We start from the raw sequence: 17,632 nt of genomic DNA, 5'->3' as shown, positions 1-17,632 counted from the left end.
TTGCGTCCCCATCGTCTAAAGGTTAGGACATCGCCCTTTCAAGGCGGCAATGCGAGTTCGATTCTCGCTGGGGGCACCATATGACGATAAAAGCCGCCGGTCACACGCCCGACGGCTTTGTTTTATTCGTCTTTGGACTCAACTTCATCGCCATCATCGTCAATGCCGAGAAGTTCGTCGGCTTCACTCAATGAGCCTATTGCCGTCACACCCTTGAGAGTACGCTCCATTGCTCGCGTACGCGTGCCAACAAGTCCGTCGATGGTCTTTGAAGCCGTGCTAAGCTGCTTTTGTGCCTTCTCAAGCTCCCTGCGGTACTTGGGAAGCTCTGCTTTAACTGCAGAAAGTACCTTCTGTATCTCGTCTGCCCGCTTTTGGATTGCCACGGTCTGAAAGCCCATTTGCACGGCGTTGAGCAGCGCTGCCACAGTAGATGGCCCCGCGACGTTAACGTGCCATTCGCGCTGGATCTGCTCAACCAGTCCCGTGCGATTGACCACCTCGGCATACAGGCCCTCAAACGGAAGGAACAGAATAGCAAACGAGGTAGTGGCCGGCGGAGCAACGTACTTCTCGTGAATATCTTTTGCCTCGCTCTTTAGGCGGGTCTCAAGCTCTTTCCAAGCAGTCTCAACGGACGCGGCATCTCCTGTGTCTTTTGCATCTTCCAAGCGCCCATAGGTTTCACCGGGAAACTTTGCATCAATGGGCAGATACACAAACTCATCGTCTTTACCGGGAATCTTGACGGCAAACTCAACCCTGTTTGAGCTGTCAGGAACGGTGGCAACGTTGGTATCATATTGCTCGGGAGAAAGTACTTCCTCAAGAATTGCTCCAAGCTGGACTTCGCCCACGATACCTCTGGTCTTAACGTTTGAAAGAACTTTTCGCAGGTCGCCGACACTTTCCGCCATCCCGCGCATCTCTCCTAGGCCTTTGGAAACGGCGTCGAGCTGATTGTTCACCATCTCAAACGACTTGCTGATACGGTCGTTTAAGGTCTTTTGGAGCTTATCGTCAACCGTGGCACGAATCTGCTCAAGACTCTTTCCGTTATCTTGTCGAATGGCAATAAGCTGCTGAGAAACGCTGTCCTGAACGCCCTTCAGCGTAGTACTAATGCCGGCCTGCATATCGGCACGACCCTTTTCTTGGGCCACGCGAACGTCTCCAAGCTCCTTTGATGTCTTCGCCTGAAAGTCGGCCATTGCGCGCTCCAGACTATCCACCTTGTTGGTCATAGTAACAAGGCGTCGGTCAAGCCCGTCAACCGCCACCTGCGATTGCTCTCTTGTGTGCCTCATCTCAGAGTCGATTTTTTGATTGATGGCCACCTCTGAACCTGAAATGTCTTTTGTGCGGCTCCATGACATACCTGCAAAAATAGCAGCGACAAGAGCAGCTCCGGCAGCTACGATCAAAATTAATGTATCTGTTTGCATAATTGCACCAACTCCGATTTGATCTGTTTATCTGGCATCATAGATTTAATAATCATGTAGCAGCTAAGCTACTGGATATGTTGCCTCAAAAAGTGCCTTATTACCGTATTTATCTGAATTTCCGTAATGAAGCTCAACTTCTACATCAGACGATGACTTCAACTCAAAATAAACTTTAACCTCAATCGTACGACCAGGTTTAACGCGATCCATCATAGTTGAATCAGTATGATCTTTAAAATAGGGTATCGAATAGGAAATTTCCTTACTATCTTGGAATGCTTCAAGATAGTAAGTGCTCATAAAACTACTAGCCTCATCTGAGTTATTTGTAAAAGAAATACTCACCGACAAGAGTCTCCTGTCAAGTTCATCTGTAATTACCTCAGCTCCATTAACTGTCGCTTTGTAAGGAAAATCCCGTTCTTGCGTCTTCTTTTCTGATTGCTCTTCTACTTTTTCGTCTTTATTTTCACTTGGTTTTTCCTCAGGCTCAGACGCTTTACATCCACCCAAAAGAAAGGAACATAAGCTTAGACCTGAAATGTATGTAAATTCACGACGACTCAATTTCATAAAAATCGTTCCTTTCACAGATTGTCGATGACTTATAACGTCTTTAGATACCTCATAAAATTCTGCTTGTTTTCAAGAGCGGTCGTTGTGGGACGTCCCAGATCATCGCGAGATCCAATAGAGCAAGGCACTTCAATGAACGTCAGCTCTTCTCGCCCACGTGCCTTTGTGAGCTCAGCGTCTAAATCTTCAAAGGTATTCACCCGTACTGCATGGAGATATCCGCAGGCCTTGGCAACGCCCACCAAATCAGCCGTACCGGCAACCGTTGGCATACCGCCAACCGTCTCGTGAGCGGCATTATTGATGACAATGTGCACGAGGTTGGCAGGCTTTTGCGCACCGATGACTGCCATAGCCCCCATGTGCATGAGAGCGGCACCGTCACCGTCAATGCACCACACTTTTTGCTCCGGCTTGTTCAGCGCCACTCCCAGAGCAATGGAAGACGCATGCCCCATGGAGCCCACGGTCAAAAAATCACGCTCATGATTCTGACCGGCAGCTTCGCGGATCTCAAAGAGCTCTCGACTTGCCTTGCCGGTCGTTGACACGATGGGATCATCTCCGGCAGCACACGCAATATGGCTCACGATATCCTCTCGCACCATTGCGTTGTTGTTTTTGTACGCAACCGTACCGTCAAAGGTCAGCGCGCCTTTTCTGATGACAAATGCTACGTCATGCCCCTGCTTAAGCAGCTCGCGGAACTCCCTCATAGCAGCCGTCAGGTCGTCTGCAGTTGTCTCCGGGCTCACCACAAAGGAGCGAATCCCCATATCCTCAAGCAAGCGCAGCGTTACTTCTCCCTGATAGATATGCTGGGGTTCGTCATGAACGCCCGGCTCTCCACGCCAGCCAACGACAAATATCATCGGAATGGCATAGACCTTCTCGTTCAGAAGAGAAGCCACAGGATTGATAATATTGCCCTCTCCACTATTCTGCAGGTAAACCACCGGAACCTTACCGGTTGCCAAGTAATATCCGGCGGCAAGAGCCGTACAGTTTCCCTCATTGGCGGCAATAATGTGATGCGCGGAATCAATGCCATACACGCTCATAAGGTAATTGCACAGCGCTTTAAGCTGGGAGTCCGGTACACCGGTATAAAAATCAGCGCCAAGCGTATCGACAAATGTTTTTACCTGCATAAATCTAACTCCTCTAAATCTAACTCCTCAAAAGATATACGTAGCCATGGTCAAACGCCGCCAATTCCGCAACGCTATCAAGCTCCGCAATTTGCTGTGCCTCAACGGGGTGAATTGAAAGATCTAATTCGGCAATATGGTTATTCACCACATCATCCCAAAAGAGCTGCTCGTGGCCGGTCTCTTTGTAGGCATCATGCATAAACCGTGCCAAACGCTTTGCATCCGGTGCCGAGAAGTACGACAGTCCCACCATGGCATACGTATCGCTGCCGCCTTTGCCGATTCGGACAATCTTTCCCGAATCGTCAAGGTCAAACACCCAGTCGCCCGTATGGCCGGAAAACTTACGGCCAAAATAGCACGACCGAGAAGGCCGTGGTTGGAAAATATGCTCATCTGAAATAACCAGGTCAGCCTCGCAAATAAACGTAGCCCCCTGCTCAAGAACGTCAACGGCGGCATATATTGATGAGATGTTATTCTTCTCCAAATACTCCGTGTTCTCAACAAGCACTACGGCCGGATAGCGCTCCTCAAGATAGCAAAACTGCTCTTTGAGATACCCGACAACCACAGAGATCCTCTCAACGCCGGCCGTAACCAGCGCATTGATGACCGTTTCAATCATCGGCGTTCCGTTGACCGAAATCAACGGCTTAGGTGTGGTTTTGGTGAGAGGTGCCATGCGCGTTCCCAATCCCGCCGCCATTATAATCGCATTGGTCTTCTCGGCATTTGAACCTTTTACACAAGCCATTCCCGTCACCTACAGCTCGTCAATAAGGCGGATGATGTCCTTAAACGGAAGGAGCTGCTCGTCAACCTCAAGTGCGCGGTGTGCCCTCAGGATACCGCGAGCCGTCTCTTGCATGGCGGGAAACGCTGCGCGAATCAGCTGGTTGGCGTAGATAACGATGTTGATGCCATGAGACGCAAGCTCTTCCTCCGTTGCGCCGTTAAACGACGTGGGTACAACAACAATCGGCGTTGTGGCGTCTTTCTCGCGGAAACGATCACAGAACTCATAAATCTCGGCAGGATCTTTTTTGCGACTGTGAATCATAATGCCGTCGGCGCCGGCGTCTCTAAAGGCAAATGCTCTGGTAAGGGCGTCCTCCATACCGCGCTCAAGAATGAGGCTCTCGATGCGCGCGATAATCATAAAGTCATCGGTCAGTTGAACTTTTTTACCTGCGGAAATCTTTGCGCAAAAATCCTCAATGGGTGCCTGCGTTTGTTTAACCTCAGTGCCGAACAGGGAATTCTTCTTAAGGCCGGTCTTATCCTCAATAATGACGGCAGAAACGCCCATGCGCTCCAGCGTACGCACGTTGTAGACAAAGTGTTCCGTCAAGCCTCCGGTATCCCCGTCAAGAATGATGGGTTTGGTGGTGACTTCCATAATGTCGTCAACGGTACGCAGGCGGGCGGACATATCCACAAGCTCAATGTCGGGCTTGCCGCGCTCCGTACTGTCGCAAAGCGAGCTGACCCACATGCCGTCAAACTGATCAAGGCGACCGTTGTGATCCACAACGGTCTTCTCGGCAATAAGGCCGGTAAGTCCGTCGTGAGCCTCAATGACCTTAACCGTCGGTGAAATGGCCAAAAGCTGCCTCAAGCGACGGCGGCGGTATTCCGGCATGGCCAGTTTCTCACGGAGCTGCTGGTCAACTTTGCGCGCCTGCTCGCTTCTGGTATATGGCACCTCTATGAGCGTTCCGCCGTATGTGGCGAGAAGCCCCTCAATGTTGTTACGGATGGCGCGTTCGGGACCGTTTTGCCAGTTGTCGCCATGTACTACGTAATCGGGCTTGAGTGTTGCAATCACGTCGTCGTAAAGATAGTCATCCTGGATAATGACGCGACTCACACCTTCAAGGGACTCGTAGAGCTTAACGCGTTCTTCTTGGGAAACCGTCGGAAACCGACTGTATCGAATGAGAGCTTTGTCACTCAAGGCTCCTACAACCACGGTTCCGTATTCTTGCGCGCACTTGAGAATGTTCAGATGCCCCTCATGAATAACGTCGGTACCAAGGGCGGTATAGACAACTGGCATAACAACTCCTTTAGAACGTGCTCTATTCTGACGTGCTCTACTCTGTATAGGTTACCGGTGCAGAAACGCCGATTGCGACAAGCGCCTGCTCAAAGACTTCCCAAAACGCAACGATGTCTTCTTCGTCGAGAGCGCCAAGAGCACAGAGTCTAAACGTGCCGGCTCCTTGCATCTTACCGGGATAGATGGTAAACCCTCGCTCATAGCAATAGTCGTGAACCTTCTCAAAGTCCCAGGCAGGATCATCGGGGTAACGCACCGCAGCCACCAAACCTGACTGCACTTCTCGCTTCAAAGCCTCTTTCAAGCCCAAACGGTCAATACCTTGCCTGATGGCAGCCATCACACGCTGATGACGAGCCCACTTTGCAGACTCGCCTTCTTCAAAGTACTCTTTGATTCCCTGACGTGCCGCATAAATGGTCTGAACGGGAGGTGTAAAGTGCATCTCACCGGTAGTCTCAAAGTATTCGTACTGCAGATACAAATTGCAATAATACGACCGTACGGGGAAGTCTTTAGAAGCTTCAACGATGTCGCGACGGCCAATAACATACGACAAGCCCGTCATGGCCTGAATTCCCTTTTGCGCCGACGCCATGCAAAAGTCGATGTTGTCCTCGTACACGTTAATGGGAATCATCGCATACGCCGAGGTAGAATCCGTAATAAAGAACGCACCGTACTTGTGCGCAAGCGCGCCTACCTCGCGGACAGGATTCAAAAGACCTGAGCCCGTCTCATGGAAGGTCATATACACATATCCCACATCAGGATTATCTTTAAGCACTGCTTCAATAACGTCGAGGTCAGGCGTAGTATCAACCGGCTGCTTCACCTCAACAAACGGCATGTGGTACGCCGTGAGTACATCGCAGGCACGCTGGCTATAAGAACCGTTATTCACAACAAGCGCCTTTTTGCCCTCTGCAAGCAGCGAGTTCAAAACAACATCAATACAAATGGTTCCTGAACCGCAGAACAGCACTGCCGTATATTCTTTGGGATCTCCGTGCACAATCCGCACCAGATCATCGCGCATCGGTGCCATAATGGACGCAAATTCTTTCTCACGCGGACAGATATCGGGAACAACCTGTGCATACTTGACCGAATCAGTCGTCGTAGATGGACCGGGATTAAGCAGAACGTTTCTCTTTACGCTTTCTTGCATGAGATTCCTCCAAATGGTGCGGAATGATATGTTGTCTATGATAGCACGCACACTTTCATGCCATCTGAGCGTAAGGGATAATTCCCCAGCTCAGTATAGTAATGCCCCTCAGAGCCGAGGACTCATCGTGACTCTATCAATCGTATCGATCTTCTCACCAAAGCGTATTGTAGCAATATCTGATATTGAATTACCTGCATAAATGCAACGAGATAGTTCACACTTTGATTCCTATATGGACAGTGAGAATCGCGCGTGTACGAGAAGGCTCCCATCCAAGCGGTGTAAACCTGTGGGGTAGATTCTGAAAGCTGTGATGTACATTTCTGCTCCAAAATCCTAGGCTGTGATGCACATTTGGCGAGAAAACTGCTCTTTTCGATACATTAAAGTACATCACAGGTGCGGAAAAGTGCATCACAGGTGAGGGGTTGCCCGGCTCAGATAGTGATGCTCCTTCCAAGTAGAGCCTATGGACGCAAAGCAGCAAGACAATGAACTGCGTACAAGGGTACGTTTGTCATCCACGACTCCTCGCGATATCCTGAAAGCGAGAAGCGCACGGCATTTGTAAGACCGTGTGTCCTGCAGAAATTGCAGCGCGTCGTCGAGCTCGCGTCCACGAAAACCCTTCTTGACCGCTCCGTATACAAACTTTTATTCTCTTTGGCAAGATGACGCGGTAGAGATTCAAACACCATCCTACAGCGCTCTCCTACCACGTTGCCTGCATGTTTAGCAAAATCTCTCCGATACGCAGACAAAATATCCTCTTGGACTCGACGAACTTGCACAAAATCGGAATTTTGCGAAAAAAGAGAAACGGCCTCAGACATACCTCCTACAAAATAATACGTGCGAAGCAGATCCTCAAACCGCTCGGAGAATATTGTCCCTTTTTCGGCCGAATTTTGTACAATCTAAGCACATTTTTCGGTTGAATTTTGTGCATATCGGCGGAATAAGCCCTGTTTGAGCTTTCTAGGCTGTTTGGGCTGTTGGGACTGTTGAGGCCGTTAGTCCTACAACCGCATTAGAGAAGCACGTGCCTAAACTCACCGTTCTCGTAAATACCGAAGCTATGAGTATCATCCTTTGGAATCCCGACAGATCCCGGATTAAATACGACTACGCCAGGATGACCAGCAAGCACCTCATTAACTTTCTTGTGCGTGTGTCCGTAAAGAAAAGCTGAGTTTTCGGGAAACTTTGGCCATCTGTCAACGCTGTTATGCAGCCCCGGGCCATATATATGTCCATGGGTTAAAAAGAGGGTCTTCTCGCCAGACGGGCAGGAAGGATCAACCAAAATGTTGTAGTCAGCCATACACGGGAAATCAAGGACCATTTGATCCACCTCGGCCTCGCAGTTGCCGCGCACGGCAATCACCTGATCGGCAATGCTATTGAGCATCTCGATAACCTGTTTTGGAGCATAGCCCTCAGGAAGATTGTTGCGCGGCCCATGGTAGAGAAGGTCGCCGAGAAGAAGCACGCGGTCGGGCTGTTCTACCTCAATGCGATCCATAAGTTTGCGCGCCCAACCGGCAGCACCGTGTATATCAGAAGCAATAACAAGTTTCATATGCAACCTCTCTCGAAAAGCACTTATCTAGCACACATCTTGCGAAATGAGTCTCCGTTTGTTTTATTTGAGTCCTATCATTTTAGCCGTGTGACAACTTTAGATTGTGCGACAACTGTCCAACCCTATTACTCCACCGTATGACAACTGTCCAACCTTATTACTTCAATTTGTTATATTTTTGTCCTTCAGTACATCAAATGTGCAGAAACGATGTATTTACCATAAGTTTTGTTGCAAACATTTATTAATATTTATCATGGTACAGATGGGCGAGAATTATTGACTATTGGCTACTGGGGAGTGTCATGTTCTGTACCAACTGTGGAAAAGAAAATAAAGACACAGACTTATTTTGTAAGTATTGCGGCACTCCTTTAAAAAAGCCGCAGCTCACCAACCAATCCACGACATCAGAACAGCAGGTCGCCCCCAAGCCAACACCAGAACAGCGGCCCACCCCCAAGCCAACACCAGAACAGCAACCTGATTCCCAGCTGGCACAGCAACCCGCCTCCGAGCCAACACAACAAGCGGCGTCAACACAGCAGCCCATACCAACACCAGAGGCTACAACGCTTCTGCAACCTATAGCGCCATCATTCAAAACCGCAGACGAAACCCAACCTCAAACCCAAGTACATCCCCAGCACCAAAAGCAGCCTCGTACCAAAAAGCCTATGAAGACGGGGGCGAAGATTGCGATTCTCGCTATTGTTGCCATTCTCGCCGGCCTTCTTATCGGCGGTACAGCCTTTGCCATAGCCCAAGGCTACATCCACCTCCCATGGGAAAAACACGAGGAAGCTCCAGCTGAACAGCCGGAAGAAACACCCGCTGAGGACGCTGAAGAATCCAAAGACACTCAAGAGCCTGCTGAAAAAGATGACAAAAACTCCGAGCCGACCATCCCGGATCAAACCGCAAACCTTAAAATCGGCCAGTTCTACAAGAACTACCTTGGCAACTTCAATGCGGATTGGCTGCTTGCCAGCACCACTGACGGCGTAAAGTCAAAGGGAACAGCCCAATACGCACTGGGAGATGTCAACGGAGACGGCATCACCGATCTCATTGTCAGCGTTCCCACTAATAGCGGCGACTACGCATACGCTTACACGTGCGACGCCGACGGTAAAGCAATGTCTTTTGTCAGCAACAAGCCAAACGACCTTACCATGCCTGGCGGCCTAGAATGGCACCAGGTAAATGACACCAAAGCCGTAGACACCTTTGCCGACTTCAAGGGCTATAACGCCGAGCTCACAAAGGGTCTTAAAGGCGCCTCGCAAGGTCAAAAGCTCTCGATGCTCTATACGGACCGGCTCAAAAACTTTGACGCAGCAAGCCTCGTCTATTCTTACGACCCCTCCTACACCGTATTCCAGCCAACCTTTGGCACCGTCCAATACGCACTCTTTGATGCAAACGGCGACGGTGTCGATGACCTTATCCTCAAAGTCCAAACCCAGTTTGGTGCCGAGAGAGGCAAAATCAAGACAGGAACCGACTACTATACATACGTTGCGTATTCGGCAGGCAAGGGTTCCTATGCGGCTCCGTTTACACAACCGCTGGTTTGGAACTCTCCAACCTCGCACTACTTCTTCAAGAATAAAAATGGCAGCGGTCTTCTCCGTGCACAACCACAGAAAAACAGCTCAACGCTCGAGTTTTACGCAATTACCGCAAAGAACGGCAAAGTCGCTCACAACGACAAAAATCCCACAAAGATGAGCCTTACCACCTCCGCCAGCGAGGACGATGTTATGGCTCAGATTTCGGGTGCCGAAAAAATTGAGTGGCACAACACAGACGACCTCAAACCTCTTGAGGATCTGGCCAACTCAAAATAGTGCGTTCTTCTCGCTCAAACGTTGCAATAAAAAAGTTCCACAAATATTGCAACACTTGACGAGAACCGCTCGTCCTTTAGGACGTACACACAAAATGGCGAGAAGTTCTTCTTGCCTCTACGTCTTTGGACGACACACGTAAGGAGCCCTTGATGTTTTGTCCTAACTGCGGAAATGAAGTGCCTCAGTCAGCTCGCTTTTGTAAATACTGCGGGTGCAAGCTTGCTCTGCTTAAGACAGCGCCTTCACGTGAGACTGACATCAAGGCGGCTTACGAGAAAAACATCGACACTCTTGCCAAGACGATTGTGGCTTTTAAAGAAACCCACGACCAGAGCACGTTTTCTTCACTCTTTGAGCAGACCAAGGGTATCGTAACTAAGGCAATCTGTGACCAGGGTGTGGACGGTCGCGACGTTGAAGACGTGGTACAGCAGGTATATCTTACAGCCTACCAAAAGCTTGACTCGCTGGAAGATAACCGCGCGGCGTTTGCGTGGTTTAAACGAACGGCCACCAATAAAGCCATCGACCATATGCGAAAATCAGACAATGCCCCCATACTCAACACAGATTATACAAACGATACCAGCGACAGCTCAGACTACATTGAGTCTCTTGCAGACGATACGCTTGAGCTTCCCGAAGACGTTGTAGAAAACACCTCTACACAGCAGATTATTCGCGGATTTATCCAAGAGCTCCCCAAAGATCAACAGAAGTTTCTTGTTGCGCGCTATTTTGCCGAAATGAATGCAGCCCAGATTGCCGAGACGTTCGGTATTCCTGCAGGCACGGTTCGCAGCCAGCTCAGCCGCGCACGCAAGACGCTTCAGGAGAGCATCCTTGCCTACTCCGAGCGCACCGGCGTCAAGCTGGCATCCTACAGCAGCGTGCCGGTCTTTGCACTTCTTGCCAACACCGATCTTGCTCCCATCCCGCTTGCGCTCAATGCACCGTCGCTCTTCTCGACTATCCAAGAGGCTATGCAAGGCCTTGGTGATGTCACTAAAGCTCTTGGCGAGAAGGGCCTCTCAGCGCAAGGAGCTCCCTATACAAATCCTTTCATTGAGGAGTTTGCCAAAAGCACGGCTGCTCATACCTCTCAGGCAGCACAGACAAGCGCCACACAAGCAGCGGGGAGTGCTGGAACTTCTGCGGGCAGTACTGGAGCCACAGCCGCCAGTACCGGCAGTGCATCTGCCGGTGCAAAAGGAGCATCTACAGCCACAAAGGTTGCTTCTACCACAGCAAAGGCTACGCAAGCAGCAGGAACTGTTGCCAAGATGAGCATAGGTGGCAAGATTGCCGCCGGTGTTGCTACTGTCGCCATTGCGGGAGCCACTGCTGGCGGGGTGTACTTTGCAGGTACTAACGGACTTATACCGTTTATTCCAAAACCATACGAACAAACGGCTCAGACACAGCAACAGGCAGACGATTCTCCTTCTCAAACTGATGCTCAAAACAGTTCCAATGAACCAAAATCTGTATCAGAAGAAGATCAGATGAAGCAAGCTATGTATGATCAGTATTCAGAGATTATTGATAACGCATCAAGCTATATCCCTGAATTAGAAATTCCGGGTATGTCTGCCCAGTATGAATATTCATTGGTATATATGGATCCTGACAATCCTCAAATTCCACAACTGCTCTTAAAACAAAAATATACTGGCGAAATGGATCGCATTTCTATATTTAGCTTTGATAAAAACGACAACCAAGCGTTTGTAATCCAAACACAAGTACTTTCCGAAGGTGTTGCACACGCCGGCGGTTCTAGAGCATCTTTACAAGCAACAAGTGATGGAAGCGGGCTGCTGTCGACAGAATGGTATTCTGGATCAGGAGAAGCTGGGACCAGACGGTATGTAGTTTCTGGGCATGAACTCTCATCTACTACCGAGTGGAAAGGAAGAATAGATCAGCGTCCCGAAGATCCTTCAGAAATTGATATTGACTGGCATGAAGCAACGGACAAGAGTGGTCTTGAACAAATTGCCCCGAGTAACAATTAATTGATATGAAATAGAACGCGTGTTTATGATCTAAGGAGGAAGTAAGATGTTTTGTACTAACTGCGGTACGCAAATGCCAGACGGTCAGAAGTTCTGCACGAATTGTGGTGCAGCACTTCAGCCAACTGAACAGGTAAGCCAGCCATCTCAGGCTGAAGCTTCCAACACTGGCCAAATAACTCCCAAGCCTACTCAGGTAACGGAAGCGAAAACTCAGAAAGCATCAACATCGCAGCCAGCTACACAGACACACAACAATTCTACCAAACCTAATGACTCTCAGAAGTCTCATAAACACAACAAGAAGATGATTGCTGTTATTGCACTTGTTTTGATTCTTGTTGTTGGTGGAGTTGGTGCCGCCACTTATTTCACTAATGGTTTTGGTCTTTTAGACAAACAGGGTGAAGCCGGACAAACCGCTGATACTACATCTGGCTCAAGCAATTCTTCCTCATCAGACACAAAAAAGACAAAGAAAGACGCCGATGAAAAGCCTACGGTTAAAGTAAGTGACATCTCGTTTGATACGACGCAAGCTGTAAGTAATAGAGAAATACGCGATGTCTATAGTATTAAAGGCACTATCGAAAATACCACCGATAAGTATGTAGAGGCATCACCTTCTTTTATCTTTAAAGTAAGTTATAAAGACAACTATGGCGACGAGCAAAACGGTGACGCGATTCTTCAGTCTCAAATGGAAACTCCAGATGGATTTGAAAATGAGACAATATTTCTCGCCCCTCATGAAAAGAAAGAGTTTACCTACTATATCAGCGATTATTCTTATAATGAGAACTCTCACAAAAAAGAGGCAGACGCAAAATTTAATATCGTTACCACAAAACAATCTAATAGCACACTCAATAATCTTTCTTTGGCCGAGGGCGATATAACTGTTGATTCCGTAGAACTCAAAGAATGTCCTTTCAAATCATTCACTGATAAAAAAGCTCTTACTCCAGATGATGCAAAGGTGAGCCTCTCCTATAACTTTGAACAATTTGGCTCTACCGTCACAGGAACCGTCACTAACACCACTAAAGACAAATGGTCATCTGCAACGATTTACTATTACACTGAAATGGACGGTTACTATGCTTTTGGCTCAACCAGCGGTCGCCAAGATGTAACCTTTGTAAAGCCTGACGCAAGCGCAGATATTAAGGGAGGCTCAATTTTTGGTTCTAACCAAGACGGCCATACCTATGAAGCAAAACCAATCGCCGTTACTTATCAGGTTGATAAAAACTAACCAGATCTCACGTATACGGGTAATCCCCTGAGGCAAAAAGTATATGTCCCAGGTTATTGATTAGAAAGGATCGATATGGAAACCCAAAATCAAATGCAGCCACAAGTGCAAACACAGCCTCAAGGCCAGATACAACCGGAACAGAACTTTGACGTTAAAGGAGCGCTTTCAAAGTTCGATAAGTACAACAACACCCTTCTTGCTACGATTCTCGTTGTGATTGGTGTCATCTCATGTATCTTTTATATAGTCCCTCTCTTTGACTTAAATATTATGCAAAGACCAATAGGTCTATCGCTTTCTGCTCTCGCAGCATTCGGATCACTGGCTAAAACAATATATCAATCTAGCTCTAGCTCAGGTGCAAATGCTAGCGCCAATATTGGATACATTGCTTTTTCTTTGATCTTCTCACTTGCTATAACTCTGCTTCCTCTAATCAAACAGACTAAGAAATACGCTGGATTTGCATGCATTCCCGCACTGATAAACTGCATCATTTTCCTTATGACCTATAATGCTTTCTCCCCCAGCAACCCCAATTCCAGCTCTTCTGCTATTTTTGGAAGCAGTAGTATCTTTGTTTCTATCAACTTCTTTGGCTACATCTACGCTATTGGACAGATTGCCGCAATTCTCATCGGTGCCCTTATTCTGTACCGTAACAATGAAGCAAAGAAAGCTGCTGCGGGTATGGGTATGGCTATACCTATGAATGCATATCAGGTTCCCGTGCAGCCAACAAACACTCCACAGTATCCAACCGTAAACCCCACACCTGCCGTACCCACATCAAACCAGCCACAGGCAGCAGAAAATCAACCTCAGGCTGAATCGCAGCCTCAGTTCTGCCCAAGCTGTGGTAATCAGATTGAACCTGGAACTAAGTTCTGTGGTAATTGTGGAGCCACGATCGAATAGGTTTCGCATCAGCTTCAATGCTTGTCTTGTCGGAATCTCCCGACCTTTTTGATCGGGAGATTCTTTATATTGGATGACAACGTTCTAGAAGAACTACTGATTGAAATAACCCTTGTAAATTCTAATTTTCTCCTAGTAACGAAAGTCGATCGAGTGTAACTAGATATACTCTTGGTAACAATCAGCTAAGCGAAGCCAAGAAGAAAAACGTCGCACATCTATAGACAGTTATTCTACAGTCTATACAGCATACCCGGATGCAGTTGAGCTCGACTGGCGCGATTCTGGTGATCTTTCATCATTTACCGAGATAAGCAATCCGTAACGGTAGTTACGTCGTTTGCCAAAAAGAATGACAAACTTTTAGGATTACTATTACAAGAGGATGAAAATGATTTGCACAAATTGTGGTTCGCAAGTTCCAGATAACCAGAAGTTCTGCATTAATTGCGGTGCGGCGTTTCAACCAGCTGAACAGGCAGAGCGGTCCTCTATGCCCACGAACCCTCAAACACCTTTCAAGCGCAATAAACGAAAGATTATTGTCATCATTATCGTCGTCCTCATCCTCAGCGGGATTGGTGCTGCTACATACTTCACTCATGGTTTTGGTCTTCTCGACAAGAAAGAGGAAACCAGGCAAGCCGACAGCTCATCCAAATCCAACTCAAAAGATTCTTCTAAATCCGACTCAGACAGCTCGTCCACATCAGATACAAAAAAGAACGAGAAAGATACTAAAGAGAAGCCTAAGGTAGAAGTAAATGAGCTCTCGTTTGGAATGGCTAAAGTAGCCACTACTTACAAAGGAGATCTTTCTGATGTTTATGCTATTACCGGAACAATCGAAAATCTCTCTGACCAATATATCGTAACGTCTCCTGCCTTTCTCTTTAAGGTCAGTTACACAGATGCACAGGGGAATAAAAAAGACGGCGATGCGATTTTGAAATCATCTCTAGACGCTCCAGATTGCATCCAAATACCCGGCCCAAAAGAAGACTCAGGAATTTTTCTCGCTCCTCACGAAAAGAAGCAGTTTACTTATTATGTAAATGAATTTGCCCCTAAAGAAAACCTTGACGATCAAGACATCCCAAATGCAAGATTTCAAATCGTTACCGAGAAGAGCTCGGATAATCTCATTAAACTTTCCCCAACAGAAAACACCATAACGGTTACCTCTGTAGAGATTCGAACAAAAGAATGCTCTCTCACTCCAATTACCACTATGAAAGCCCTTTCCCCAGACGACGTCAATCTTACTATCTCTTATAGTTTTGATTCGTATGAGGCTAGTGTTGTTGGAAATATCACTAATACTACGGAAGATGCGTGGAGAACTGCGCGAATCTATTACTATACTGAGTGCAATGGGCACTACCTCCTCAGGTCAAATGGACAGCATAAAAATATAAACTTCTTAAAGCCAGGTAAAAGTGAGGATTTTAGAGGCAATGCACCGTATGTAATGGCTCCTGAAGCTCGCACATACACAATAAAACCAGTTGCTATAACGTATGAGATAGACAACCTAAGCTAACGCAAAAGCGTACTGAATCTACTATCGCTTCAGCACTGGTACATCTGCTGAAATCTCCCAGCCTTTCATAGCTGGGAGATTTTTTATTTTCAAGAATTTGAAAAAACTTTCAAAACATTGCAACACTTCGCAACAACCCTTCGTCCTTATAGGTAGCTGGAAAAGAAACCAGAAAGAAGCTCATTGAGCAAAATGCGAGTGCACTCGCAGAAAAGAAAGGAAGTACGTATGTACGATCAGAACACCGGTGAGTTTGTACCCACAACAAAGAAACAGCCCACTACGGCAGCTCCGAAAGAACAGCAGACGCAGGCAAGCCACCCTCAAAATCATCAGCCAGCAAATAACCATCAAGTAACAGTTGTCAACAACATTCAGCAAGCTAAATCTAATGGCGCCGGTACTGCAGGGTTTGTTCTTGCCCTCATTAGCTTTCTTTTTTCTTGGATGCCCGGTGTAGGTTGGTTTGTTTGGTTCCTCGGTGCCCTTCTCTCTGTTATCGGATGTTTTAAAAAGCCGCGTGGTCTAGCCATTACGGGCACGATTATTTCCTTCTTTGATCTTATCCTTTTGATTAGTGTCGCCGGGGCTCTTGCTACCATGTTCCACTAGAAAAGAATTCGCTCTTCTTTACAAAATCGGGGTTAGAGCAGTCGCTCTGACCCCGATAACGTTTATTCCGTTGCTATATAATGGTTTCAAAGCACTATATTAATTTGCAAAATTAAGGAGATTCTCATGCAATGCCCCGACTGTGGCGCAGAAAACCCCGATGGTTCAAAATTCTGCACAAGCTGCGGAAAAAAACTTTTTGAGCCCTCTCAAACCGAGACAACTGATTTTTCTGCAACAACCTATGATGAAACTTCTGAGCAAACCATGAACCAGTCCGCTCCTGAACCGGAACCTCAGCAGCCCGCTGAACCTACCATGTATATGCCGCCCGTCATACCTGCCCCAACAAGTACTGCCACCGCTCCCATCGACGATACGGCTCCGCAATCACGACAAACTTACGCCGATCCTACACAATTCCAAGTAGTATCAGAAGGTGCAGCCTCCCCTACACCGCATAAAAAACGCTCTTCACACAAGGCATTTAAGATTGTGGCAATTATCCTTCTCACAATCGTCCTTGGAGCAGGTATCGGAATAGGTGCGTGGGCGTGGAACGCCAACCAAAAGAACAACGCTCGCAAAGACGAAGTTGTCAAACTTGAAGATTCCTACAAATCGCAGGTTGATGCCATCGAAGTCAATCCCACCAGCGAAAGCGACCGTTCCGCGCTTCTCGACTCATACAAACAGCTTGCCGATCTTCAAGACAAGATCACCAAAGACCAAGAGAGCGGAAAGTTCAAACTTGCTGACGGCTCCGATGACAGCGGTCTTGAAGCTGTAACCAGCTCGATTTCCGACAAGCAGAAGAAGATTTTTGATTGGTTCAACAACGATTACAAGACTCGACTGAAGGCAAACAGCTTTGACGAGAGTGCTTCCGCGGATTCCATCGACGAAACAACCCTCAACAACCAGCTTGACGCGCTCAACAAACTCAAGAGCGATCTTGATGACGAGAAGATTATCTGGACGAATAACCCCAGCAAAGACTCGGATTATGACTCATACGTAAACAAGGTTAAAGAGCAGCTCACAAAGGGCAACTCGCTCAAAAAGGATCTGAAAAAGAAGGCCGATAAAGACAAGCAAGACGCCGAGAAAGAGAAAAGGTCAAGCGAAACTGCTACGCAAAAATGGGTCGGTACGTATTCCGGTATGGGCACCGATAACAAAAAACTTGAAATCGTTCTGAAGAGTGACGGCAGCGTTACGTATCGAGAAGGCGACACTAAGGTAACCGAAGGAACGTGGAGCGGTGACGAGAATACCATCAAGATCAGCTTCGGCGGCAAGATAAGCACACGAAGCGAACCGTTTACCATTACCTCAAAAGACGGTGGCCGCACCATCGCAGTCAGCTCTGACAGCGGTACATGGCAAACCGACTATCTGACCAAGCGATAAGCACGGAAT

The 17,632-nt window shown here is 47.6% G+C and carries 14 protein-coding genes and 1 tRNA gene; 8 read left to right on the top strand and 7 right to left on the bottom strand.

Annotation, left to right across the window (positions count from 1 at the left end; translation table 11 throughout):
• The first annotated feature begins 4 nt into the window (after positions 1 to 4).
• A tRNA-Glu gene (locus tag ATORI0001_RS03785) sits at positions 5 to 79 on the top strand.
• Between the two features lie 43 nt (positions 80 to 122).
• On the opposite strand, the gene ATORI0001_RS03780 is transcribed toward ATORI0001_RS03785, so the two are convergent.
• The 7 genes from ATORI0001_RS03780 to yfcE all read right to left on the bottom strand — a co-directional run bounded on the left by ATORI0001_RS03780 (position 123) and on the right by yfcE (position 7,999).
• A complete protein-coding gene (locus ATORI0001_RS03780; RefSeq protein WP_003149235.1) occupies positions 123 to 1,445 on the bottom strand; it encodes a DNA recombination protein RmuC in 1,323 nt (440 codons plus the stop codon).
• Positions 1,446 to 1,508: 63 nt separating this feature from the next.
• Positions 1,509 to 2,021 carry a DUF5067 domain-containing protein gene (locus ATORI0001_RS03775; RefSeq protein ID WP_003148987.1) on the bottom strand — a complete coding sequence of 171 codons (513 nt, stop codon included), beginning with the start codon at positions 2,019 to 2,021 and terminating at the stop codon, positions 1,509 to 1,511.
• Positions 2,022 to 2,053: 32 nt separating this feature from the next.
• Positions 2,054 to 3,175 (bottom strand): phosphonopyruvate decarboxylase, encoded by a 1,122-nt coding sequence (aepY, locus tag ATORI0001_RS03770; protein WP_003149099.1) that lies wholly within the window; start codon positions 3,173 to 3,175, stop codon positions 2,054 to 2,056.
• Positions 3,176 to 3,194: 19 nt separating this feature from the next.
• Complete coding sequence (locus tag ATORI0001_RS03765; RefSeq protein ID WP_003149358.1) at positions 3,195 to 3,935, bottom strand: NTP transferase domain-containing protein; 741 nt, start codon at positions 3,933 to 3,935, stop codon at positions 3,195 to 3,197.
• A 9-nt stretch (positions 3,936 to 3,944) separates the two neighbouring features.
• Complete coding sequence (gene aepX, locus ATORI0001_RS03760) at positions 3,945 to 5,240, bottom strand: phosphoenolpyruvate mutase (protein WP_003149587.1); 1,296 nt, start codon at positions 5,238 to 5,240, stop codon at positions 3,945 to 3,947.
• Positions 5,241 to 5,277: 37 nt separating this feature from the next.
• Positions 5,278 to 6,414, bottom strand: coding sequence for a 2-aminoethylphosphonate aminotransferase (locus tag ATORI0001_RS03755; RefSeq protein WP_003148898.1), 1,137 nt, complete (start codon positions 6,412 to 6,414; stop codon positions 5,278 to 5,280).
• Positions 6,415 to 7,447: 1,033 nt separating this feature from the next.
• Positions 7,448 to 7,999: a phosphodiesterase gene (gene yfcE / locus ATORI0001_RS03745; RefSeq protein WP_003149377.1), complete on the bottom strand. Its 552-nt coding sequence runs from the start codon at positions 7,997 to 7,999 to the stop codon at positions 7,448 to 7,450.
• 308 nt (positions 8,000 to 8,307) lie between these two features.
• On the opposite strand from yfcE, the gene ATORI0001_RS03740 reads away from it, so the two are divergent.
• From ATORI0001_RS03740 to ATORI0001_RS03710, 7 genes are all read left to right on the top strand, one after another.
• Positions 8,308 to 9,855: a zinc-ribbon domain-containing protein gene (locus ATORI0001_RS03740; protein ID WP_003148955.1), complete on the top strand. Its 1,548-nt coding sequence runs from the start codon at positions 8,308 to 8,310 to the stop codon at positions 9,853 to 9,855.
• Between the two features lie 152 nt (positions 9,856 to 10,007).
• Positions 10,008 to 11,876, top strand: coding sequence for a sigma-70 family RNA polymerase sigma factor (locus ATORI0001_RS03735; RefSeq protein WP_003149168.1), 1,869 nt, complete (start codon positions 10,008 to 10,010; stop codon positions 11,874 to 11,876).
• A 46-nt stretch (positions 11,877 to 11,922) separates the two neighbouring features.
• A complete protein-coding gene (locus ATORI0001_RS03730; RefSeq protein WP_003149237.1) occupies positions 11,923 to 13,134 on the top strand; it encodes a zinc ribbon domain-containing protein in 1,212 nt (403 codons plus the stop codon).
• A gap of 75 nt (positions 13,135 to 13,209) precedes the next feature.
• Positions 13,210 to 14,055, top strand: coding sequence for a zinc ribbon domain-containing protein (locus tag ATORI0001_RS03725; RefSeq protein ID WP_003149580.1), 846 nt, complete (start codon positions 13,210 to 13,212; stop codon positions 14,053 to 14,055).
• A 391-nt stretch (positions 14,056 to 14,446) separates the two neighbouring features.
• Positions 14,447 to 15,598, top strand: a complete 1,152-nt coding sequence (locus tag ATORI0001_RS03720; protein WP_003149373.1) for a zinc ribbon domain-containing protein — start codon at positions 14,447 to 14,449, stop codon at positions 15,596 to 15,598.
• Between the two features lie 228 nt (positions 15,599 to 15,826).
• Positions 15,827 to 16,210 (top strand): hypothetical protein, encoded by a 384-nt coding sequence (locus tag ATORI0001_RS03715; protein ID WP_003149186.1) that lies wholly within the window; start codon positions 15,827 to 15,829, stop codon positions 16,208 to 16,210.
• Positions 16,211 to 16,336: 126 nt separating this feature from the next.
• On the top strand, positions 16,337 to 17,623 hold the full coding sequence (locus tag ATORI0001_RS03710) for a zinc ribbon domain-containing protein (RefSeq protein ID WP_003148866.1): 1,287 nt from the start codon (positions 16,337 to 16,339) through the stop codon (positions 17,621 to 17,623).
• Positions 17,624 to 17,632 lie beyond the last annotated feature (9 nt).

It is taken from the genome of Lancefieldella rimae ATCC 49626 (assembly GCF_000174015.1).
GTDB lineage: Bacteria > Actinomycetota > Coriobacteriia > Coriobacteriales > Atopobiaceae > Lancefieldella > Lancefieldella rimae.
Note: the sequence above shows the minus strand (reverse complement) of the source record. Positions and strands in the feature narration are given on the sequence as shown.

Excerpts from the sequence above, each read along its gene's own strand:
- ATORI0001_RS03780 (WP_003149235.1), bottom strand. The coding sequence starts at position 1,445 with ATGCAAACAGATACATTAATTTTGATCGTAGCTGCCGGAGCTGCTCTT.
- ATORI0001_RS03775 (WP_003148987.1), bottom strand. The coding sequence starts at position 2,021 with ATGAAATTGAGTCGTCGTGAATTTACATACATTTCAGGTCTAAGCTTA.
- aepY (WP_003149099.1), bottom strand. The coding sequence starts at position 3,175 with ATGCAGGTAAAAACATTTGTCGATACGCTTGGCGCTGATTTTTATACC.
- ATORI0001_RS03765 (WP_003149358.1), bottom strand. The coding sequence starts at position 3,935 with ATGGCTTGTGTAAAAGGTTCAAATGCCGAGAAGACCAATGCGATTATA.
- aepX (WP_003149587.1), bottom strand. The coding sequence starts at position 5,240 with ATGCCAGTTGTCTATACCGCCCTTGGTACCGACGTTATTCATGAGGGG.
- ATORI0001_RS03755 (WP_003148898.1), bottom strand. The coding sequence starts at position 6,414 with ATGCAAGAAAGCGTAAAGAGAAACGTTCTGCTTAATCCCGGTCCATCT.
- yfcE (WP_003149377.1), bottom strand. The coding sequence starts at position 7,999 with ATGAAACTTGTTATTGCTTCTGATATACACGGTGCTGCCGGTTGGGCG.
- ATORI0001_RS03740 (WP_003148955.1), top strand. The coding sequence starts at position 8,308 with ATGTTCTGTACCAACTGTGGAAAAGAAAATAAAGACACAGACTTATTT.
- ATORI0001_RS03735 (WP_003149168.1), top strand. The coding sequence starts at position 10,008 with ATGTTTTGTCCTAACTGCGGAAATGAAGTGCCTCAGTCAGCTCGCTTT.
- ATORI0001_RS03730 (WP_003149237.1), top strand. The coding sequence starts at position 11,923 with ATGTTTTGTACTAACTGCGGTACGCAAATGCCAGACGGTCAGAAGTTC.
- ATORI0001_RS03725 (WP_003149580.1), top strand. The coding sequence starts at position 13,210 with ATGGAAACCCAAAATCAAATGCAGCCACAAGTGCAAACACAGCCTCAA.
- ATORI0001_RS03720 (WP_003149373.1), top strand. The coding sequence starts at position 14,447 with ATGATTTGCACAAATTGTGGTTCGCAAGTTCCAGATAACCAGAAGTTC.
- ATORI0001_RS03715 (WP_003149186.1), top strand. The coding sequence starts at position 15,827 with ATGTACGATCAGAACACCGGTGAGTTTGTACCCACAACAAAGAAACAG.
- ATORI0001_RS03710 (WP_003148866.1), top strand. The coding sequence starts at position 16,337 with ATGCAATGCCCCGACTGTGGCGCAGAAAACCCCGATGGTTCAAAATTC.